Source organism: Halapricum hydrolyticum, assembly GCF_025517535.1.
Classification (GTDB): domain Archaea; phylum Halobacteriota; class Halobacteria; order Halobacteriales; family Haloarculaceae; genus Halapricum; species Halapricum hydrolyticum.
This window is the reverse complement of sequence record NZ_JAOPKC010000013.1, coordinates 38,152-60,548: the sequence shown is the minus strand read 5'-3', so window position 1 is coordinate 60,548 and position 22,397 is coordinate 38,152. Positions and strand designations below refer to the sequence as shown.

The 22,397-nt window shown below is 63.4% G+C and carries 16 protein-coding genes; 7 read left to right on the top strand and 9 right to left on the bottom strand.

The annotated features are described in order from the left end of the window. Positions 1 to 16 precede the first annotated feature (16 nt). Together carA and OB916_RS11430 are read left to right on the top strand one after the other, a co-directional pair. Positions 17 to 1,063, top strand: a complete 1,047-nt coding sequence (carA, locus tag OB916_RS11435) for a glutamine-hydrolyzing carbamoyl-phosphate synthase small subunit (RefSeq protein WP_315909428.1) — start codon at positions 17 to 19, stop codon at positions 1,061 to 1,063. Between the two features lie 1,156 nt (positions 1,064 to 2,219). Next, on the top strand, positions 2,220 to 7,130 hold the full coding sequence (locus tag OB916_RS11430) for a DUF7282 domain-containing protein (protein WP_315909427.1): 4,911 nt from the start codon (positions 2,220 to 2,222) through the stop codon (positions 7,128 to 7,130). Between the two features lie 517 nt (positions 7,131 to 7,647). On the opposite strand, the gene OB916_RS11425 is transcribed toward OB916_RS11430, so the two are convergent. Further along, positions 7,648 to 8,508 (bottom strand): DUF63 family protein, encoded by an 861-nt coding sequence (locus OB916_RS11425; protein WP_315909426.1) that lies wholly within the window; start codon positions 8,506 to 8,508, stop codon positions 7,648 to 7,650. 79 nt (positions 8,509 to 8,587) lie between these two features. Between OB916_RS11425 and deoC the strand changes: the two genes are divergently transcribed. Then, positions 8,588 to 9,226: a deoxyribose-phosphate aldolase gene (gene deoC / locus OB916_RS11420; RefSeq protein ID WP_315909425.1), complete on the top strand. Its 639-nt coding sequence runs from the start codon at positions 8,588 to 8,590 to the stop codon at positions 9,224 to 9,226. A gap of 15 nt (positions 9,227 to 9,241) precedes the next feature. On the opposite strand, the gene OB916_RS11415 is transcribed toward deoC, so the two are convergent. Then, a complete protein-coding gene (locus OB916_RS11415; RefSeq protein WP_315909424.1) occupies positions 9,242 to 11,335 on the bottom strand; it encodes a hypothetical protein in 2,094 nt (697 codons plus the stop codon). 138 nt (positions 11,336 to 11,473) lie between these two features. Here OB916_RS11415 and OB916_RS11410 point away from each other — a divergent pair, with 138 nt between their 5' ends. After that, positions 11,474 to 12,769: a tRNA (N(6)-L-threonylcarbamoyladenosine(37)-C(2))-methylthiotransferase gene (locus OB916_RS11410; protein WP_315909423.1), complete on the top strand. Its 1,296-nt coding sequence runs from the start codon at positions 11,474 to 11,476 to the stop codon at positions 12,767 to 12,769. On the opposite strand, the gene OB916_RS11405 is transcribed toward OB916_RS11410, so the two are convergent. The 4 genes from OB916_RS11405 to OB916_RS11390 all read right to left on the bottom strand — a co-directional run bounded on the left by OB916_RS11405 (position 12,766) and on the right by OB916_RS11390 (position 15,807). Further along, positions 12,766 to 13,092: a DUF7113 family protein gene (locus OB916_RS11405; protein ID WP_315909422.1), complete on the bottom strand. Its 327-nt coding sequence runs from the start codon at positions 13,090 to 13,092 to the stop codon at positions 12,766 to 12,768. The two genes, OB916_RS11410 and OB916_RS11405, sit on opposite strands and share 4 nt — an antisense overlap. Positions 13,093 to 13,169: 77 nt before the next feature. Continuing rightward, positions 13,170 to 13,970 (bottom strand): endonuclease/exonuclease/phosphatase family protein, encoded by an 801-nt coding sequence (locus tag OB916_RS11400; RefSeq protein WP_315909421.1) that lies wholly within the window; start codon positions 13,968 to 13,970, stop codon positions 13,170 to 13,172. 181 nt (positions 13,971 to 14,151) lie between these two features. Continuing rightward, complete coding sequence (locus OB916_RS11395; RefSeq protein WP_315909456.1) at positions 14,152 to 15,462, bottom strand: RNA-guided endonuclease InsQ/TnpB family protein; 1,311 nt, start codon at positions 15,460 to 15,462, stop codon at positions 14,152 to 14,154. A 171-nt stretch (positions 15,463 to 15,633) separates the two neighbouring features. Continuing rightward, a complete protein-coding gene (locus tag OB916_RS11390) occupies positions 15,634 to 15,807 on the bottom strand; it encodes a hypothetical protein (RefSeq protein WP_315909420.1) in 174 nt (57 codons plus the stop codon). 358 nt (positions 15,808 to 16,165) lie between these two features. Between OB916_RS11390 and OB916_RS11385 the strand changes: the two genes are divergently transcribed. From OB916_RS11385 to OB916_RS11375, 3 genes are all read left to right on the top strand, one after another. Continuing rightward, positions 16,166 to 17,983, top strand: coding sequence for an ATP-binding protein (locus OB916_RS11385; RefSeq protein WP_315909419.1), 1,818 nt, complete (start codon positions 16,166 to 16,168; stop codon positions 17,981 to 17,983). A 108-nt stretch (positions 17,984 to 18,091) separates the two neighbouring features. Continuing rightward, a complete protein-coding gene (locus OB916_RS11380) occupies positions 18,092 to 18,574 on the top strand; it encodes a pyruvoyl-dependent arginine decarboxylase (RefSeq protein ID WP_315909418.1) in 483 nt (160 codons plus the stop codon). 66 nt (positions 18,575 to 18,640) lie between these two features. Further along, positions 18,641 to 18,997 (top strand): DUF5811 family protein, encoded by a 357-nt coding sequence (locus OB916_RS11375; protein WP_315909417.1) that lies wholly within the window; start codon positions 18,641 to 18,643, stop codon positions 18,995 to 18,997. 21 nt (positions 18,998 to 19,018) lie between these two features. Here OB916_RS11375 and OB916_RS11370 read toward each other — a convergent pair whose 3' ends face one another. The 3 genes from OB916_RS11370 to OB916_RS11360 are packed head-to-tail and all read right to left on the bottom strand — an operon-like array spanning position 19,019 to position 22,253. Continuing rightward, complete coding sequence (locus tag OB916_RS11370) at positions 19,019 to 19,633, bottom strand: dolichol kinase (protein ID WP_315909416.1); 615 nt, start codon at positions 19,631 to 19,633, stop codon at positions 19,019 to 19,021. Positions 19,634 to 19,635: 2 nt separating this feature from the next. After that, positions 19,636 to 21,408, bottom strand: coding sequence for a glycine--tRNA ligase (gene glyS / locus OB916_RS11365; RefSeq protein ID WP_315909415.1), 1,773 nt, complete (start codon positions 21,406 to 21,408; stop codon positions 19,636 to 19,638). Then, the gene (locus tag OB916_RS11360; RefSeq protein WP_315909414.1) at positions 21,405 to 22,253 is read right to left on the bottom strand and encodes a CBS domain-containing protein; all 849 of its coding nucleotides are present in this window, start codon (positions 22,251 to 22,253) and stop codon (positions 21,405 to 21,407) included. Before OB916_RS11360 ends, glyS begins: the two co-directional genes overlap by 4 nt. Positions 22,254 to 22,397: the final 144 nt, after the last annotated feature.

Sequence of the window (22,397 nt, the reverse complement as noted above, 5' to 3'; positions counted from 1 at the left end):
TCATACGCATCTCGTAATGACCGACGCCTACCTGGCGCTCGAAGGAGAACGCATCGTCGAGGCCCGTGCACGCGCCCCCGGGACAGCCAACGGAGAGCTGGTGTTCACGACCGCCTACACCGGATACGAGGAGAGTCTGACCGACCCCTCCTACGAGGAGCAGATCCTGACCTTCTCGTACCCGCTGATCGGCAATTACGGCGTCCGGGAGGAGCGCTTCGAGTCCGATCGGGTCCAGCCCAACGCCGTCGTCGCCCGCGAGTTGACCGACGACGTCGCCGAGTGGCTCGAAGGTGAGGGCGTGCCGGCCGTCGATCACCTCGACACGCGGGACATCGTGACCGAGATCCGCGACGAGGGGGCGATGAAGTGCGGGATCGCCGCCGGCCCGGACGCGACCGAGGCGGACGCCCTCGAACAGCTCCATCAGTGCAAGCACATGTCCGAGCACACTGACATCGTCGCGCAGGTCAGCGTCTCCGAGGAGATCGTCTACAACGAGGGTGGCGACGGCGCGACGGTCGCACTGGTCGACTGCGGCGCAAAGGGCTCGATCATCGATTCGCTGGTCGAGCGCGACGCCGAGGTGCACGTCCTGCCATACGACGCCACCGAGGACGACATCGAGTCGGTCGACCCGGACCTGCTTTTCATCTCGAACGGGCCGGGCGATCCCGAGAACTTCGAGCGGGCCGGTGAGGTCGTCGACACGTACGTCGGCGAGGTGCCGATCGCGGGGATCTGTCTGGGCCAGCAGGTCGTCGCCAACGCGCTGGGCGGCGAGACCGAGAAGATGGAGTTCGGCCACCGTGGCGTCAACCAGCCGGTCCGCGACCTGCGGACCGACCAGGTCGTGATGACGACGCAGAACCACGGCTACACCGTGGCCGATCCCGGCGACGACCTCGACGTGACCCAGATCAACGTCAACGACGACACGCCCGAGGGCCTGGAGAACGACGAGCTGGGGATCATCACCCGGCAGTATCACCCCGAGGCGAATCCCGGGCCGCACGATTCGCTGAGCTTCTTCGACGATGTGCTCGAACTCGCCGAAGAGTAGGGAGACGCCGAGCGAAGCGAGGGGTCTCCGAAAAGACGAGCGGGGAGTGAAACGACCCGCGAGGAGTAGGGAGATTCAGAGCGACCGCAGGGAGCGAGAATCTCCGAGACCGACGCGGTGACGTCAGGAACCGCGGAGGAGTAGCGAGGCGCCGAGCGAAGCGAGGGGCCTCGAAGTAGCGAGCGGGGAGTAAAACGACCCGCGAGGAATAGGGAGACTCTGAGCGTAGCGAAGAGTCTCCGAAAGGACGAGCGGGAAACGGAGTGATCCGCGAGTAGGGAGACGCCGAGCGAAGCGAGGGGTTCTCCGAGACCGGCGCGGCGACGTCAGGAACCGCGGAGGAGTAGCGAGACGCCGAGCGAAGCGAGGGGCCTCGAAGTAGGAGCGGGGAACGGAGTGACCCGTGAGGAATAGGGAGCAGTCTCCAAGAACGCGAACGGTGGGCGAAGCGGGCCGTGAGGCATAGGGAGATCTGGAGCGATCATTACTTTCGACTCATTTGATCGAATCGATCTCGGAGAATCTCCCTGACGGAAGAGTGACACCGTCGAAGCAGTCATCCTTCTGCTCTTTCGAGAACTTCTGAGCAAAGGTCGTCAGAAATTCAGAAGTCGACGCCGCGTCCGGAATGGGAGGTGTACGACGAATCCTGGACTGGCGAGCCACCGTGCCGTCGACGGAAAGCAGATCGCGTGACCGACGAGAACACAAATAGACCGACGAAAAAGAAATAGTCTTTGTGCGGTCGCGCGTGCTCGCGCAGTGGAGGGCGAGCCCCTCTAAAACGGGTGTTTGAGCACCTTTTACTGCCCTCCATCGTTGGTTGGTACCGTGTCACTCGGACGTCTGACGCGGCGCGAAACTGTCAGTCCATACCTTGTCATATATTGCGAATTTGGGTGGCGATCGATATCGGGAAAACGGCTTCAGTATTTGGGTTTCTAAGACAGAGTAAAGCCTCTTTTCAGGTATAGATATCTTGTCATTGGGGGCCACCCGAGGACACAAAGTATTTAACGACGCCATCAGATTGTATCTGACGTAGCAAGAACTGAGGCTGGTACACAGCATGACATATCCAACGGAAACTGCATCGCGGTCACGCACCAACGTGCGTGAAAACGAATCCTACGATTTAGGATACGACAACTAACACATGACAGGTAATAATACCACACCTGGTGAGAAACTGCGCGCGATATTCCTCGCAGTGCTGATGGTCGGATCGGCATTTGCGATGGGTGTTGCGTTCACCGGTGGTGCTGCTGCGAACGTGGACAGTAGTTCGTTCGACACCATCGCGAACCAGGACACAGTTGGCGACGACTTCACGGTGAACGTGAGCGTCGCTGATGGCGAACAGATCACCGTTGAAAATATTGTCGACGGTGAAACAGTGAATACGATCTCCGTAACGGATGGTGGTTCCAACGACGCCGATAGCAACACGGGAACCATCAACGTCACGCTAGAGGCCGGTAAGACCCTTGACGGTCCCAGCAGGGTCAATATCACCGACAGCAGTGACAATACGTATTCGCAGACATACAATACGAGCAATTACCTCGTCCAGCTCGACGGGGACTCTCAAGAGGTCATCCAGGGCGAGACGACCACGATCAGCGGGAACATTTCGAAGTATCCCGGGATGCTCGTGGATTACGATCTGAACTACACGCTCGCCTACGACAACGACATTAACACCGACAACTCCGCAGCGGCTAACTACAGCGTCGTTACGTCCTCTGACACCGGCAACGGTGAATTCCAGATCACGCGGACGTTCGACGAAGTCGACGAGGAGAACGACTTCCTGAACGACTACCCGTCCGACGATGGCGCTACCGCTGAGCCGAGCTACACGGTCTTCGTGGGGACCAGCAACAACCCCAGCGATGACGGAAACGAAGGGTTCGCCCTGATCGACACCCGGCTCAACGTTAACGGTGATGTCTCTGTCGACGGTACTGTCGTCGAAGAGCCAGACTACCGCCAGACCGTCTTCGTGAGCGGCGACATCTCGAACGCTGATGGTCCGCTTCCGGACTACAACCTGCGCGTTCGAGGACCCGCTGGCTCGTCCCAGAAGACCTCCGACTCTGCTGGTGACGGCTCCTTCGGGTTCACGCTCACGATGAACGACGCTGGTACGTGGAACCTCGGCACTGACGAGGGCGGCTTCATCGGCTACAAGGACATCACGGTCGCGCCGCAGGAAGCCGATCTTGAGTTCACCGCAGACGGTGAAAACCTCGCCACCTTCGAGGAAACGTACAGCATCCAGCTGAACGACAGCCAGGATGACTTCGCGCTGAACACTCAGAAGAGTACCGATCCCGGTACCGATATGGGTGAGGTCAGAGGTTACATCAACGTTACTGGTCCGTTCAGTGATGTCTCTCAGGATGGAGATGACACTGGTAACATTGCCGATATAGTGTACGAGAACCCCGGGTCTGCAGATCCTGGTGACGTTCTCTACTTCCACGTCGAAACAGATGAGAATGGCCAGGCATCCTTCAGTGCAACCCCGACTCAGGATGCTGATGTAACCGCGACACTCGAAAACACGGCCGATGGCGACTACGAGGGTCTCGAGGAAGCGCACGATGCTGCTGACTCGCCGGAAGAACCGGACTACTTCGGCAGCGATCCGATTCCGCTCGGCGGTGCCGACCCGGTGAACGTTGTCGACAAATCCGTCGAGGATCCGCAGTACGAAAACGAAGCTCTCGCTGATGAGAGTTCGTCGGCGACTTACATCGACATCCTTGAAGAGGATGCTAACGGACCCGCCATCGTTGAAGTGCTGCCGCTTCAGACCTCTGGCGAAAACCGCGTCAACGACTCCGCGAACGAGCGCTTCGGCTACGATGGTGAACAGGACCTTGAGGGGATGACCGTCTACCGGGTCTCCTTCGAGCTCCGTAACGAGACGAACGCGGCCATCGAGCCGAACGGAACTGTTGATGGTACGTTCGCTGACATGGATATCAGCGGTGCTGGCATCAACGCGACGATCTACGCTGACGACAACGACGAACTTGCTGTCGACTCCCAGAACGGCAACGTCCTTGACGCTCAGTACGTCGACCTCGCTGATGGTGACAGCCGCGACGAGTACGCGTTCTTGATCCGTCCGACCTCGACCGATGAGGTCGACGAGCAGATCGTCCACGAGGTCAACGTCGTTGGTGAGGACACGGTCGAGATTCCGCTCGACGCTGCTGGCTTGCAGATCGAAGAGTTCGTCATCGACAATGAGACGACGCAGTCGATCCTCGGTGACCAGAATGTGGACCTCTCAGCAGTTGTCAACGCGCCGTACGACAACTTTGCGCCGGTCAACAACGGTCTGGTCCGCCTTACCCAGACGGGCTACGATCTCGACACCGAGACTGACGCCCGGACGTCGAACGTCAACGACGGCGAGTACGAGTTCGAGAACATCACGCTCGGTCCGCGCGGGATCGACAATGCTGGCACGACCGGCATCGCCAGCGAGATCTCGCAGCTGACCTTTACGGCGTACCAGTACGCTGACCTGAACCTGCAGGACAAAGCGCTCGAACAGCAGGAAGTCGACCGCGCTGCGGTCCGCACGGTTGATCTCACTGCTGACGACTCGCTGCAGGTCGAGTTCCTGCCGGAGAACACCAGCGACTACAGCGGCTTCAAGACCACTGAAGACGGTGACGTCTTCACTCTCACGAAGGGTGTCGAGTACGATCAGATCGCGTTCGAGCTCACCAACGCGAGCGGTGAGCCGGTCGATCTGACTGAAGGTATCGCCGGTGAAGAGGTCGATCTGAACGACCTCGCTGATGCCGAACTCGACGGCGAACCCTTCGTCGGCATCGTCGGTGCCACCCAAGACGACTCGCCGGGCACGCACAAGGTCCACTTCGACGTGGACGCTAGCGATCCCGCGAACGGCACCTACGTGATCGACGACATCCAGAACAGCAGCTACGTCAGCACCGAGACTGACGGCGCGGATGCTGACGAAGCCTTCGGCTTCACCAACAACAGCGACCGCGATGCCGACGCCTTCCAGCTCCAGATCACGACGCCCGACGCGTCGTACAAGACGGCTGACGACGAAGGCGTCTTCCACGCTGCGAACCCCAGCATCGACACCACGATCCTCGGCACCAACGTCAACGAGACGACGTACGAGACGTTCGCTGTCGAAAACACGGTTGAAGACAACTTCACGTCCCTCGAAGGCGTGGACACGATGACCATCAGCGACGACCGATGGTACCGAGTCGAGGGTCAGGTCACTGACGCACTCGGCACCCCGATCAACGGGACCATGCTCGACGACTCACAGCTCGGCTACATCGACGGTAGCGTCGGTGCCGCCGAGGTCGTGTTCCACGACACGCTGGGCAATGATGCGGACGGTTCGAAGGTCCAGCTGAACAACGAGAGCGGTCTCGTCACGTTCGACGTCAACCCGACTGACGCGGACGACAACGGCGAGTTCGTTCCGAAATTCAACCTGTCCGCATACACGAGCGAGAGCGGATTCGATACCGGCGACGCTGACGGGCCGACGGCCGAATGGTACGACACGCCTGAAGGTCAGCTCCCGCGTGTCCAGGTCTACGACCAGTCCGGTGCCCTGCTCCCGCGAGACGAGGACACGAGCAACCTGATCCTGGCCAACGACGTGACCCAGACGATCCGAGTCGAGGCCTTCCCGGCAGATCAGAACGACCTGCCAGTCCAGCGCCTCAACTTCGCGATCAACACGTCCTCTGACCCGGTCAACGAGAACACCATCAACACGTTCACCGAAATGGAAGACGCGAGCGTGCTGGTGACGGACAACGATGCTCCGTACCCGAACATCCCCTACGAACAGGGTCAGGTCGGGTACCTCACCGTGACCCCGACGGGTACCGGTGAAGGCATCATCGAGCTGCTCAGCGGCGACGCTTCCGGCCCGGTCACCAAGACCATCGAAGGCGATGACATCGTCTTCGACGTCCTGCGCTCGAACAAGCAGGTCGACCTCGGCCTCGCCTCCGAGACCGCCACGCCCGGTGGCTCGGTCAACGTCACCGTGACCGCCGCGGCGACGGACGACCCGATCAGCTTCGCCGAGGTGTCCCTCGAGGACCCCAACGGCAACGTGATCGAATCCGAGACCTCTGACGAGAACGGCATGGTCTCGATTCCGATTCCGGCGGGCGCGTCGCTCGGCGAGTACTCGCTGACGACGCGACCGGCCGGTTACCAGCCTATCACGGAGAGCTTGCAGGTCAGCGCACCGGCACAGCTCGACGAAGACCTCGAGCTCTTCGCCGCTGAAGAGCAGGTCATCTCCGGCACCACCTCCGAGGACGCCGGCACGACCTACACCATCGAAGTCTCCGGTCCGGGTCTGGTCGACACTGTTGACGCGACCGTGCAGGACGACGGCAGCTTCAGCGCTGCGTTCGATCTCAGCGATCTGAGCGCCGGTGACCAGATCACCGCTTCGATCAACGGTGACGAGGTCACCTACACGCTGCAGGAGCCGCCCGTCGCTACGGTCGACTTCCGCAGCCAGCAGAGTGAATCCGGCGACGTAGTCACGGTCCGTGAGGCCTACCTGCCCGAAGGTGGCTTCATCGTGATCCACGACGCTGACGGCAACGTCATCGGTCACTCCGACTACTTCGAGCCTGGCACGGTCGACAACGTCGAGGTCCTCCTCGACACGTCGCTGTCTGCCGGTGACAACCAGGTCACGGCCATGCCGCACCTGGACGACAACGACAACCAGGCCTACGACTTCCCGGACGCCGACGCTCCGTACACCGACGCTGACGGCAACCCGGTGACTGATAGTGCGACTGTCAGAGTGCCCGGCCCGACGGACACGCCGACGGACACGCCGACGGACACGCCGACGGACACGCCGACGGACACGCCGACGGACACGCCGACGGACACGCCGACGGAGACCACCACCACCGAAGAAGGTGATGGTGGCGGACCCGGCTTCGGTATCGCCGTCGCGCTCGTCGCGCTGCTCGGTGCTGCGCTGCTCGCCGTCCGCCGCAACAACTAAGTCGGCCTTCGCCGACTCCTGACGTTTTTTATTTTTTCGCACCACATAGCTGCAGCACTCCTCGCGGTCTCGATCAACGACGGAACAGCAGTCTTACCCGAAAGATACCGAGTCCAGTCGTTCGATTCTCCAGACCGACATGCGGCCGGAGCTGCAAGTCGTCACGGCACTCCGTATCAGTCACCCTCTGGTAGCTGATGACAGGAGCCGATACGGGAGCTTCGAGATCCGTCTCAGCCACTGTGCAGAATACGTCCCGATACTCGTCTATTGGCTTCCCCTTCCCGAACGCGGGGCACTTCCTACACGTTCGTGACGTCCAGATGACGACCGTGCCTGCCGGACATCCACGCCCGGTTGCGGCGTCCCGTTCGACACAGGGCCAACCTGTGACGCGGCCACAATACACTGCGTGGAGTCGGCTACGATTCCTTTCGATCGGACGGTCGTCCTGCCGACTCGCGTATGCCTGACTGATGTTCAGCCCGAGTATCGAAAAAACAGTGCCGTCGGGGTATCAGCCAGCGATAGCGGCGAGCGTCGCCTCGCTGTGGAGTGCAAAGATCACGACGTTGTTGATAGCCGGTCCGAGACCGAGCGCGACGATGACAGCGAACGCGAGGTTCCCGCGGACGGGTTCGGCCTCGAGATAGTCGGCGAAGGCGTAGACGATGACGACCGCGAGCGCGAGCTTGACGACGACGAACAGCCAGCCGACGCCGACCGCCCCGGAGATCGGCAATTCGCCGGCGATGTCCATGATCGTCCGGGGGAGCGGCGAGCGTTCTGCCGTTCCGAGCACGTCGATCCCGATAGCGGTCGTAATCCCGTCCAGGGCGTGCGCGAAGACCACGAGCCCGCCGACGAGTCGCGTCTTGGCGACGACGTCGGTCGTGAGATAGGCCATCCCGAAGTAGATCCCGAGGGTTATTGGGACCGTGATGACGATGCCCGCGGCCGACCAGACTGGTTCGGCACCGGCAAGCGTGTCCTGCTGGCTCGCGAAGACGACCAGTCCGAGCAATACGACTGCACCCGTCACGCCGAGATCACGCGCGACCCGGTCTTTGTGGGGGCGCAGACTGGCCCGGAACGCAAAGATCGCCCAGACGACCCCGAGCGCGATGAACGTCGTCACGTAGACAGCCGGGGCGCCGAACAGCGGCTCGGCCCAGGCCGGGTACATGCCCGGGTCGATCTGGTGGAGCGCGTGCGCGCTCGCGCCCATGATCATCCACGGCGTGAACGCCAGCACGTGGCCCTGTGTGACCCGCGGCTCGAGCGCGAGCAGGAACGCAGTCACTGTTGCGGTTCCGATTAGCAGCACCACGAGGTGCGGGAGCGGCGGCACGACGAGCCCGCTCGGAAGGAGTGCCATACCGATGTGGCCGTTCGCCACGACCGAAAGGATAGCGGTCCGGAGATGCGCTTTTGGCGCTGGCCGCCGTCCAGCCGGTATGGACGACATCGCCGCGCGGATCGAACACACGGTCCTGGGGCCGACGACGACGCCTGCGGACGTTCGGGCGGTGCTCGACGTCGCCATCGAGACCGGCATGCGCGCCTGTGTCCCGCCATGCTACGTGTCGATGGCCGCCGAGTATGCCTCGAGCGTCGCAGTGACGACGGTCGTCGGGTTCCCGCACGGACAGCACACGAGTGCGATCAAAACCGAGGAGGCTGCGGCGCTCGTCGAGGCCGGAGCCGACGAACTCGATATGGTTGCGAACCTCGGGCTTCTGCGGGCGGGCGAAGACGAAACGTTCCGCTGGGACATCGCGGAAGTCGTCGCGGCGACGACTCGCCCAGTCAAAGTCATCGTCGAGGCGCCGCTGCTCGCCGATGACGAAAAACACCGTGCTGCCCGCCTCGCAGCCGAGGCCGACGCCGCCTATCTCAAGACTGCGACGGGCTTTGCCGACGGCGGAGCGACGACCGACGACGTCGAGTTGCTCTCGACGTATCTACCTGTCAAGGCCGCCGGCGGGATCGACACATGGGAGCGGGCAGAGAAACTGTTTGAGGCAGGGGCCGAGCGGATCGGCGCGTCCTCGGGAGAGACGATTCTCGAGAAGTACCGGCGCTCGAAAACGTGAGGAAGACCGCGGGTCTTACGGCTCGATCCGCTGTCCCGCTACTGCAGCCCCGCTAGCTGCTCCGAGCAGCGCGACGAGCGCGACGGCGACACCGAAGCCGGGTCCGCCACCGTCGCCGGTTTCGGTCTCCGTCTCGGTTTCAGTTTCTCCGTCGTCGGTCTCGGTTTCAGTTTCTCTGTCGGTTTCGTCGTCAGTCTCGTCGTCAGTCTCGTCATCAGTCTCGTCGTCAGTTCCACCGTCGCTGGCAGCGAGCGAGAGCAACGGCTGGCTTTCTTCGTCCCATTCGCCAGGTATGCTGATGTCGGTCTCTTCGCCGACGAACGCCAGTGCCCGCACTGTATCCTCGTCGGCGTCACTCTCGAGGCCGGCGTCCAGCAGGATAGCTGTCCGTCCTGCGTCGAGGTTCGTCTCGCTCGCTTCGATCATCGAGAACGGGAGGGGAAGCCGATCGCTGATAGCCGTTCCGTCACTGACCGAGAGGTTGCCCCGGACCGTGGTGGTGCCGTCGGCGACACTCGCGCTCAGACGGGCGTGTTCGAAGTCGGCTGCTCTGATCGCCTCGATCACTTCGGTGACTTCGGTCTGGTTGGCCGTTCGGTTGTACTCGGTCAGCGCGCGGTCGAACATTCTCTCATCCGCGACGCTTGCGGATCCCTCGGCGACGATCCGGTCGCCGCTCGTCCGGACGTCGAGTGCTGTCCGCATGCTATCCGTGATCGGGAGCTCCCGGTCTTCGAGTTCCGCCACGTAGTCGTCCCAGTTAGTCGTCTCGGACGCCGCTGCCCCGTTCAGGTTGGCGACAAACTGTTCACCCGTGGCGTCCTGGCCGGTCGTAAGGACGAACTCCCAGCTCGAGGTCGTCTCCAGTCCGGCGGCGCGTCTCGCTTCCGTCTGTTCGCGGAGTTGCTCGGCCGTGTCCGTCAGCGGGACGCCGAACATCCCCGATGGGAGGCCTGTATCGGGCGTCTGCGGGCCGGTCGCTGCCGTCTGCTCGATCTGTTCGAGGAGGTCGACGTACGCGAGCGTCAGGTCGTCCGTCCCGTCGAGGCTGACGTTCCAGGCGACGCTCGCCTGCTGGCCACCTGCCGGGCCGGTCTCGACGGCCACCTCCGCTTCGACGTGCGAGAGTGTGACGTTCTCGATCCGGTCTGCCAACTCGGCCGCTTCGGCCTCGGTCATATTCGTTTCCGGACCGGCGAACCCTTCGACGATCGCCTCGGAGATGGCCGCGTCGACGCCGCCGACCGTGACCGTGTACGCGATGTCCAGTCGCTGCCCGGCATCTTCTTCGGTCAGGTCGTAATTGTCGAGGCTGACATCACACGTTACGTTGGTCGTATTGACCCCTTCACAGTACTGCTCCTCGAGAGTCGCCTGTGCCCGCTCGGAGGTGTTCCAGTCCCCGGCCTCTTGTGCCCCTAGCACGTACGACTCCTCCACTTCGAGGGTGTAGGTCTCGTCCTGTTCGGCCAGGACGAACCTGTGTGACCGATCCGGAATCATCTGTGCGGCCAGCTGGACGCTCGCTGACCCGTCGGCGGTCAGAGAGGTTGCGTCCGTCGTGATGGTCCCGTCCGTTCGAGCTTCCTGGAGGAGGAAGAACACGAACGACATCTGTGAGTCCCGTGGGACTGCGACGGTGCTGTTCAGAGCCATCGACGACTCGCTGACGGTTCTGTTCTGGACGCTATCGAACTCGAACCGGAGATCTTTCAGCGGGGCCGGCCGGTCGGTTACCGCTGCTCCGTCGGCGCTCATCTCGTCGGGCGTCGCCAGCAGCGACACGTTAGCCGTCACGTCTGTCTCGGCATCCTGGCTCATTACGAACTCGGCGAAGCCGTCAGCGACGTCCATACTGGCGTGTCCGCTCGTCGCTTGGAGGTCGTCCGAGTCTTCGTACTCGTAGACCAGTATGACTGACCCGTCGCCTGCCACGTACGCCTCGTCCGCGTTCGATACGGTTTCGTTCAGCGGTGCCTCGTCCCCGCTGGACGCGGCGACGATGCTATCCCCTGTTCCCCCGGCTGCCGTCGCGGTCGCGACACCGCCGACTGCAGACAACAACAGGAAGGCAACAGTCAGGACGGCTCCTGTTTTCTCGTTCAGCATACACGTTTTGGTTTTTTGCCTGTAGAATAATAGTTGCGCTCACTCCGAACGGCCCCAATCGGTGGCGTTCGGCGCGTCTCACCGTCGTCTCGATCCGTCGTGCTTTTGCGTGCGCGGATGTAGTGATACACAGACACGATGGCCCGCTACTACGTCGAAACCTACGGGTGCACCTCCAATCGAGGTGAGACCCAGCAGATCGAGCGCGCCCTCCGGGAAGGGGGCCACCGCCCAGCGTCCTCGCCCCAAGAGGCAGACGTGGCGATCCTGAACACGTGTACGGTCGTCGAGAAGACCGAGCGGAACATGCTCCGGCGGGCCAGAGAACTGGACGAACAGACGCCTGCGGACCTGATCGTCACGGGGTGTATGGCGCTGGCCCAGGGCGAGCAGTTCGCGGATCTGGACGCCGAGATCCTCCACTGGGACGACGTTCCCGAGTACGTCCTCAATGGCGAGTGTCCGACGATCACGCCCGACACCGAGCCCGTCCTTGACGGCGTCACGGGCATCCTGCCGATCGCTCGCGGCTGCATGAGCGACTGCTCGTACTGTATTACCAAGCAGGCCACGGGGCGGATCGACTCTCCGACTGTCGAGGAGAACGTCCGGAAGGCCCGAGCGCTCGTCCATGGCGGGGCACGGGAGATCCGGATCACCGGCCAGGACACCGGCGTCTACGGCTGGGACATCAACCAGGGAGAGAGCCTTCTGCCCGAGCTTTTGAGCCGGATCTGCACCGAGATAGACGGCGACTTCCGGGTTCGCCTCGGGATGGCAAATCCCGGCGGTGTCCACGGGATCGCCGAGGAACTCGCGTCCGTGTTCGCCGAGCACGACGAGATCTACAACTTCCTGCACGCGCCCGTCCAGAGTGGCTCCGACGACGTGCTCGCGGACATGCGCCGCCAGCACCGCGTCGAGCAGTTCCGCGAGATCGTCGAGACCTTCGACGAGCACCTCGAGTACTGGACGCTCGCGACGGATTTCATCGTCGGGTTCCCGACCGAAACACCCGACGATCACGAGGCCAGCATGGATCTTCTCCGGGAGATCCGCCCCGAAAAGCTCAACGTCACGCGCTTCTCGAAGCGCCCCGGTACCGACGCCGCCGAGATGAAGGGGCTGGGCGGCACACTCAAGAAGGAGCGCTCGAAGGCGATGACCGACCTGAAGATGGACGTCGTCGGCGAGGCCTACGAAGAGATGGTCGGCACCGAACGATCGGTCCTGCTCACCGAGGACGGTACCGACGACTCGCTGGTGGGCTACGACGAGGCCCACCGTCAGGTCGCCCTGCCGAAGGCGCAACTCCAGGGGCTGAAGGTTGGCGACTTCGTCGAGGTCGAGATCACCGGCCACAACACGGTCTACGCGATGGGCGAACCGATCTCGCCACCCGAGACGACGACGGCCGCTCGAGCCGACGACTAGGGCTGCTCGACCGCAACCGTCACGTCCGCGGAATCCAGGCCGATCCGCTGAAACTGCGTTCGAACGTGTTCTTTCGCGGCCTCGACCGCCCGCTCGCGGGTCTCGAATCCGCGCGGACTCGGTGATTCGAAGGCGACGTTGATCTCGCGATCGTCGATCTGCTGGACTTGGCCACCGCTTTCGACCTCGTAGAAGGCATCACAGACCCATACGTACGGCGCTCCCTCGTCGGGTGCACCCTCGAACGACGGCGGGTCGTCGCCGGGTTCGTACAGCGTCCCCGTCAGGGCCGTCCCGCCGGCCTCGCCCCGGATCAGTAGCATACCCACATCTACGCGATTGGCACGCAAAAGGTCGCCGACGTGGGCTTCCGGGGCTGTACCTCTTTCCTCCGCTCTTTTCACTCGAGTCGGACCTGCGCGAGCACGGGGAAGTGATCCGATGGGTAGCGGCCCTCGGCGTAGAGGTCGGTACAGACGCCGTGCTGGCGGACCTCGAGGCCGTCGGTGACGAAGATGTGATCGATCTTGCGGCTGGGGACGAGGTGCTCGAAGTCCGTCACGGACGTTTCGGGGCCGTGATGGCCGTATTCAGAGCGGTCGATCGCGTTGTACAGCGTCCGCCTCCCCGCCTCGGGATCGATGATCGTCTCGTGGGCGGGTTCGCCGGCGATGCAGTTGAAATCGCCCGTCACGATCAGGGGCTCGTCGTCGGTCAGTTCGTCCAGTCGCTCCCGGAGCAGACGGGCGCTGTGGCGACGCGCTCGGGGTCCGTCGTGGGAGAAGTGCGTGTTGGCGTGGACGAGCACGCGGTCGGTGTCCCGGTCGCGCAGCCGTGCCCAGGTAACGATCCGGGGGTGGCGGGCGTCCCAGCCGAGACTACCTGCCCGTTCGGGCGTCTCCGAGAGCCAGAACGTATCCGTCGCTTCGAGTGCGAACCGTCGCTCGTCGAAGCCGATCGGGGAGTACTCGCCTTCCTCGTCGCCGTCGACGCGCGGGTCGCCGACCCACTCGTAGTTGGGGAGCCGGTCTTGCAGGTACGACAGCTGGTTTGCGAGTGGTTCCTGGAGGCCGAGCAGCGACGGTTCGCGAAAGCGGATCGTGTCCGCGACGCCCTCCCGACGGTTCGCCCAGCGGTGCTCGCCGTCCTCGGGGTTGTCGTAACGGACGTTGTACGTCATGACGCGAAACCACGCGGTCATCACCCCACCATTTGTGGGCCTCATTGGAGTCCTTTTGGGATCCGGATCGTCCCGCGACTCCAGCGACTGTTACGTGTTTTCGAGCTTGTCGTCGCCGTTGTAGATATTGACCTCCTCCTCCGCGTGAACGCGGAGGAATCCCGACACGGGATTTCAGGCCGAGTGTCGGGGCCTGTTGGTTTCAAGACGCATACGTTCCAAGCGTCTCCTGCTGGTTTTCAGCATCGGCTTGGCTGTCTTGTGGCCCGGTCAAAGAGGCCCCATCCGTAGCCGAGTCATCGTCACCAGCCTTCTGCCGGGAAGTCCGGTCGCTTCGGCGGTGACTCTCTCCACTACGGTAGCGGTCTGCAATGTTTATCGCCCCGTTCACGTCGGCTTGATACTCACCAAGCCAGCAGTCGTCGTTCGAGCATCTGAACGTCGCCTGTCGTGGTCGGTAGCCATGTTCACCGCAAGCGTGGCACGCCTTCGACGTGTTCCGGGGATTCACCGTCTCGACGGGAATCCCCGTCTCGGCGGCTTTGTAGCGAATCTGTGCGTGGAGCTTGGCAAAGCCCCACCCGTGCAACCGCCGATTCATGTACTCGCCGTAGTCCATGTTCTCGCGGATGTATGTCAGGTCTTCCAGCACCAGCACTGGGTTCTCGACGGACTCGGCGTACTCCACGATCTCACGGGTCACACGGTGAAACACATCGTCAATCTGGTCCCACAGCGAGTCGCCGTAGGACTCCGCGATTCGCTCACTGCCACGCTTCTGAAGGCGTCTCTTGGCGGTAAAGTAGGTCTTACGGAGCCGACGAACGGCCTTGCCGTCGTCGGCCCACAGTCGGGGGCGAACAGGAGACCCGCTCTCGTCGCGGTGACACACCGTGACGAGACTCGCCTCTCCAATGTCCACGCCTATCGGCGTCCTGTCGAGCCCAGCGAGACAGGGCTCGGTAGGCTCGTCAGAGTCTACCGGCGTCCGCTCGTCGGCGGACGCCTCAGATTTGTCCTCCACGTCGCGGGTAGCGGTGATGTGGAGATACCACGTTCCGTCCCGCTCGAACAGCCGACTTTCACCCATCTCGGCGTCGTCTGCGTACACCGCTTCGAGCCAATCCCGCTGTTCGGGATTGGCGCGTGCCGGAATCCAGAGGTGGTAATCCTCATGGTGCGGGATTTTGACGTACCATTCAATAGCGTTCTGTGGCTGGTGGTCGAGTTGCAGTCCCTCGTTGGTGAACCGCACCGGGTGGTCGTCGTGAAGCTCGTCGGCGTCGTAGCTGGTGTGGAGTTGTGGGACGTACTTCTTGAGGGCGTTTTTGGCGTAGCCGCTCAGGTCGTACTCGACAACAACGTCGTTGGCCGCTGACTGTGTGTCACAGCCAGCGGCGAAGGCGGTCTGCAGCGCCTGCTGGTAGGCGTCCCGTGTCTCACGAAGCTTCTGACGCTTGTGGACGGTCGGGTCCACAAGCTTCAGTTCGAGCGTTTTTGTGACCTCACCCATCGTCGCCGTATTCTCTGTTTCAGTTGTGAGGGACATATAGCTCGGCCATCCAGAGTGAAACGGTGGGAAATCCAGCACTGCAACAGAACAGTGGACTGTCGCACTATGCTGTCCGCTTGACCCCCGCCTGTTCGCTCCTCGGTTCCGACAGAGCGTCGGAACACTCGTCACTCACGGGAAGGCGGGGGTATGCGCTTGTATCTCTATCAGCACGTAGTTGCCCGGATCGAGTTCGATGCCCGGGTGCTCGGTGTAACTCACGTCGATCGAGATTGATTCCTCAACGGCGGTGAAATCCTCGTTGTCCGCAAAGGCGTCCTGGTTCTCCTCGTCGAGGACGAACACGTTGACGCTTGGCCCCTCGACGACTTCGACCGAGTACGAAATTTCGGTCGTCTCGACGATCTCGAAGCCGTCGCTGAAGTAGCTCTCGTGATCGAGTTCCGCCTCCCGATCGTCCGTGAGCGGCTCCGTCGCTGCCGACCTCTTCGAGCGTCCACCGTACAGTCACCGGCTCGCCGCCACCGAGGAAGTCAGTACACCCGCTCATCGCCACTGCTGTCGTGGCCCCGACGGCCCCGAGTACGTCTCGACGGGGCGATCGCTCTCTCTGGCGCATAGGTACTCATTCCCTACATGTCATGATAATTATTTCCCTCACGGGTGCAGAACTACTTAGTCGCGCCCGCCCGTCGGATCGTGTATGTCCGATCTCGGGGATTTCACCGAATTCAGCGCCGACGACGGAGACGACGACAGTCCGCCGCCGGACTCCACCGAGGACGACGATCGGTTCGAACCGGTCGGCGTCTCGCCGACGCGATCCGAGCGCGGGATCGGCGTCCTCTCGGCCGCCGAGGGGCTCACGATCAGCGAAGACGACGACGAGACGACGCTTCGAGCCTACATCACGGTTCGGAACCGTTCGGACGTCCGGATCGGGACGTACCTGATCGTCCCCTATCCGGACGAGCCGTCGGCCGGGACGCCCGACGACGAGCGACTGTTCTGTCGGATCACAGCCCTGGAGTACGTCCCGGAGTTCCGCGCCGACGACGCCACGGAGATCCACGCCCAGCGCGCGATGCGCTCCCGGGAGATCGACGAACAGGACTTCAAGTTCATGGCGACGCTCGAACCGGTTGCTGTCCTGTACAGTGAGAACGACGACCTCAAGCGCCGGATGACCGACCGCGTCCCGAAACCCGAGACGGTTGTCCGGGAGGCCGACGACGCAGGCGAGATCAAGACCGGGCTCAAGATCCCCGAGGACGGCGTCTTCCTCGGCCATCTCGCCGTCGGCGGCGAGAAAGTCACGACCGCGGCCGAACCGCCGACGATCGACTACCGGCTCAAGGACGACTACGCCGACGGCGATCCACTCGTGTTCCGACACACCCTCGTTGCGGGTGGAACGGGTTCGGGCAAGACCCACGCCGCGAAGAACGTCCTCCGGCAGTACCTCGCCGACGAGCGGTCCTATCCGGTCGAATCGGGCAGCGACCGCGAGGTCTCGCCCGCGCTGGTCGTGTTCGATCCCCAGGACGAGTACGCTCAGATGCACGACGACGGCGATCTTCCGGCCGAGTTCCAGCGCCACTGTGAGCGCGAGGGCATCGCCTGTGGCGGCCACGACGACACCGTCGCGTTCGTCCCCGACGTCGCCGGTGCGTCCTACAGCGCCGACCATCACCGCGCCGAGCAGGTTCCGTTCACCATTCCGTTCTCGATGGTCGACGACAATCCCTGGCTGATCGCCGGCAGTGGTCTCAACGACAACCAGTACTCCGCGCTGGTGAACGTCCTCCTGCCCCGCTTTCGCGACGAGTACGGCCGGAGCGGGACCTACGAGCAGTTCACGACGTTCCTCGACGATCCCGCCCTGCGCGAGGAACTCGACGAATCCGGACGGGTCCACGAGGCGACCTTCGACGCCGTCCGACGGCGCGCGCTCGGGTTCGGCGGCGTCTTCGATCAGGACGCCCGCCCGATCACCGACCTCGTCCACGAGTTCGTCCGCCCCGGTGGGCTGACCGTCGTCCCGACCTACCACATCAACGACAGTCGGGCGACCGAGACGGTCGTGCTCGCGCTGGCGTCGCTGCTGGTCGACGAGAAGCTCTCGAACGACCCGACCTTCGAGCGCATCGAGGAGACGCCGTTGATCGTCGGGATGGACGAAGCCCACAACTTCCTGACCGACGCCGACACCGTCCAGGCCCGGAAGGTCATCGGGAAGTTCACCGACGCCGCCAAGCAGGGCCGCAAGGAACGGCTCGGGCTCTTCTTGATCACCCAGGATCCCCAGGACATCGCCGATCCCGTTTTCAAGCAGATCAACACGACCGCCGTCCTCAATCTGGGTGACGAGGACGCCATCTCCGCGGTCAACATTCCCTCGAACCTCGAATCGAAGGTTCCCTACATGGAGAAAGGCCAGATGGTCGTCTACTCGCCGGACAACTCCGAGCCCGTCGAGTTGATCGGGCTGTCGACCTGCGTGACCAAACACGGCCGGTAGCCCGGGCGAGACGCGGTATCGGCCCGGACAACGCATCTGGCCCGGGGGACGCCGCCGCCACAGTCGGAAAACGAAACGCCTTCTTGTGACAGTGACCGAGAGAGAGACATGAGCGTCATTCGGGTTGCCTGGGGCCGCGCCACCGCGCCGACGGCGTTGTCCGCCTACGACGCCGCGCTGGCGGCGGCGAACGTCCACAACTACAATCTGATCTCGCTCTCCTCTGTCATCCCTGCCGACGCGCCGATCGAGCGCGTCGACACTGCGCCGGATCTCGGACCCGCCGGCGAAGGACTGCACGTCGTCCAGAGCCACGAGATCGTCGAACCCGGTAGCGACCGTCCTGCCGTCGCCGGAGTAGGATGGCTCCGCAGCGAGTCGGGCCGCGGGATCTTCTACGAGGTCTCGGGGACCGACCGTGACGACGTCGAGACGGCGATCCGCGAGGGGATCGCGGCCGGCCGCGAGCTCCGGGACTGGGACTTCGACGCGGAGCCGAAACTCCAGATCGAGACGGCCGACCCCGATCCCGACGAGCACGCAGCGGCGGTCGTTATCGCGGCGTACGGGCAGAGCGAGCCACTGCTGTGACTGTCGACGTCACGATCGGCGACCAGCGCTTTTTTAAGCCTTCCTCGCCTACCGCTGTAGCAATTCATGTATGGAAATCTCCCCGGCGGGGCCGACGTCGCTGACGACTCGCCGCTGTCGCCTGAGCAGCGCCGTGCGCTGCGGCGCGACCTCGCGAGCGTCGCTGCCCGGACCCGCGAATTCCTCCCCGGCGATTTCGTCGTCGGTTCGGAACTCCGGTCGGGGGCGACGGGCCTCGAGGCGACGATCGCCGTCCAGCCGCCGGTCGGGTCGGTCGTCAGCGCGGGGTACGCGCCCGAGGAAGACGACGACGTCTCGATCGACGACGACGAACGCGAAGACCTCGCGATGGGGTTGGCCGCGAGTGCCGCCCTTCAGGTGAAACAGGCCTATCCCGACGAGGGATCGCCGGCCGCACAATAGGCATTCTGCTTTTGCGCGTGTTCACACGATTGCGAGTCCGATAGCGATCCCTGCCGCTGACGCCAGCGGGATCGTGAGGTTGTCGTCGATCACGTAGGTCTTGATCACGGGCTTGACCCCGTCTGCGACGGTCGCGGCGAAACCGCCGAACAGCGCCGCGACGGGCGCGACGAACGCGAGCCCGATCGACGTACAGACGACGAACGTCACGGCGAGTGCCTGTGGCGATTTGAGAATCAACTCCAGGAAGGTGCCGTCACCGACCGACTGGATCTGTCCGGAGCCGAGCAATCCGCTGACCGGGTCGCCGAGCGTGAGCATCAGCAGTGCCGGCACGGCGATCGTCGGCGGAGCTACTAATACGACGGCGGTCGCGCTGATGACTGCCAGCGCGTAGCCCGCGACGTTGTCCTGCTCGTACTCTCTGGTGAGGTACTCGTAGATCCACCAGTCCAGTCCGACGCCCAGGCGAACGATCTCCAGGACGACCACGGCCAGGAACCCGGCGACGACGATCGCCTGGACCTGCGTCCAGGTGAGGACGTCGACGACGTACGCCAGCGGGACGGCGCTCCCGCTGACGTGGATGCCTCGACGGGTGATCTCCGACCCCAGACCGTTAAATAGCGACCGCACGGTTAGAGGTCGTCGAACGTGATCGCGCCGTCACGTAACGCTGTCAGCGTCTCGGACAGCCCGGAGATGGCGACGCGTCGCTGTTCGGTCGTATCTCGCTCGCGGACCGTGACCGTCCCCTCCAGGCTCGGGTCGTCGCCTTCGCCTAGCGTCTCGTAGTCGACTGTGACACAGAAGGGCGTCCCGACCTCGTCCTGGCGGCGGTAGCGTCGGCCGATCGCGCCCGAATCATCGTAGGTGACCGCCAGCCCGGCGTCACGCAACCGGTCGACGATCTCGCGGGCGCGCTCGGCCAGACCGTCCCGATCCATCAGCGGGAACACACCGACCGTCCTCGGCGCGACTTCCGGCGGGAGTTCGAGCACTCGCCGGGTCTCGCCGTCGACCTCGTCCTCGCGATAGGAGTGATCGAGTACGGTGTACAGCGCGCGATCGATCCCCAGTGAAGGCTCGACGACGTGGGGCGTGATGTGCTCGCCGCTTTCGGTGACCTCCTCGATCTCGAAGCCGACCTTCTCGATCGGAACGGTGTATTCCTGGCCCTCGACCTCGACCCTGACGACCCCGTCGTCGGCCTGCGCGTCCCGGAACGCGTCGGGATCGCGCTCAGCCAGTGAATCCAGTGCGTCGGCCACGGCCGCGGCGTCGCCGCCGAACTCCGGTCCGAGATAGCTCATGTCCGGATCCACGGTGGGGCGCTCGACGGTGATCGGCTCGTCGTACTGCTTGAAGATCGTGAACTCCTCGTCGGAGTGGGCCGCGTGCTTGCTGAGATCGTAGTCGCCGCGGTAGGCGAAGCCGGCGAGTTCGATCCAGTCGCCGTCGACCTCCGCCTCGGCGTCCCAGCAGTCGGCGGCGTAGTGGGCCAGCTCCCCTGGCAGGTGCTGGCGGAAGCGAAACCGGTCCATGTCGACGCCGATCGACTCGTACCACCGCTTTGCGATCCCCAGGTAGTAAGCGATCCACGGATCGTCGACGATTCCGTCCTCGAAGACTTCGCCGACGGTGGTTTCGATGAGTTCGCCGTCCTCGGCCTCCTGCTCGCTGACCGGGTAGAACGGTGCCGTCACGTCCTCGACGCTCTCGAGGTCGGGTTCGTCCTCCTCGGGATCGATGAACAGCTCGAGTTCGGCCTGCGTGAACTCCCGGACGCGCAACAGCGATTTCCGGGGGCTGATCTCGTTGCGGTAGGCGCGACCGATCTGGGTGACGCCGAAGGGTAGCTGGTTACGGGCGTATTCGGCCAGCTGGGGGAACTCCACGAAGATCCCCTGGGCGGTTTCGGGCCGCAGATACCCCGGCGAGGACGACCCCGGCCCGATGTTCGTCTCGAACATCAGGTTGAACTGCTGAATCGCCTGTCCGGCCAGCCCTGCGCCGCAGGTCGGACAGGTTAGCTCGTACTCGGCGACGATCTCCTCGACGCGCTCGATGGCCATCGACTCGGCGTCCTCGATGTCGGTGTTGTCCTCGACGACGTGGTCGGCCCGGTGGGAGTCGCCACACTCGGGACACTCGACCAGCATGTCGTCGAACCCGTCCAGGTGGCCCGAGGCCTCGAAGACGGGCTCGGGCATCACCGTGGGGGCGTCGACCTCCATGTTGCCCTCCTGGATCGTGAACCGCTCACGCCAGGTGTCCTCGATGTTTTGCTTGAGTGCTGCGCCCTCCGGGCCGAACGTGTAGAATCCGGAGACGCCGCCGTAGGCACCGGCCGACTGGAGGAAGAACCCGCGCCGTTTCGCCAGTTCGACGACCGGGTTCCCCTCGCTCATACGAGTGCCTCCAGCAGGTCGACATCCCGGACGATGCCCACGAGAGCGTCACCGCTCAACAGCGGGATCTGCTCGATGTCGTTGTTGAGCATCGTCTGTGCGGTCTCGCGTGCGGTCCGGCGCTTGCCGACGGTCAACAGATCACTGGTCATGAACTCGCTGACCGGCTCGTTCGGAATCTCGACGTTCCGCGTGGGCATGTAGCTGTTGCCGACGGCTTTGATGCCTTCCCACATCCACTCGTCGTCCTGGTTGGCGATGGACTCGCCGGTGTCGGCCTCGCCCTCGACGACCTCGGCGACCGCGATGATGTCGACTTCAGTGAGAATCCCAGCGAGGTCGCGATCGTCGTCCAGCACGATCCCGTACGGAACGTCCGCGTAGGCCAGCTCCCGCTCGGCGACGGGTAGCGGCGTCCCAGCGTAGACGCAGTTGACGTCCTTGCGGGCCAGCTCGCCGACCGGCGTGTCGCCTTCGACTTTGCCCTCGGCGATCGCGCGGATGACGTCCGTCACCGTGATTATTCCTTCGAGGCGACCGTCGACGACGGGGATCCGGCGCTCGCCTTCCTCGACGATGAGGCGGGCGACGTCCTCGATCGCGGCGTCGGCAGCGATCGTCGGGACCTCCTTGACCAGTAGTGCGAGCTGGTCTTCGTCGGGGTTGTTGATGAGCGTGTCCCGGGAGACGATCCCGCGGAACTGTTCGCCGTCGTCGGTCTGTTTGATCACCGGTACCGAGGAGAACGTCCGCTCCTGGAGGTATTCGAGGACGTCGTCTCTGGTGCCGGGGATCTCCACCGTCACCACGTCCTCGCGCGGCGTCATGGCGTCTGCGACGTTCATTATGCCAACTACTCCCGCGTCCATCTACTAAGACCTTACACATTGGCCTTGCTCCCGATTGTCTCCCGGATATTTTCCCGTACTGTTGGAAACACTGACCTTTCATACCGGCCTTGCGTCCCGGTTCCGGCACGTTTATGTGTA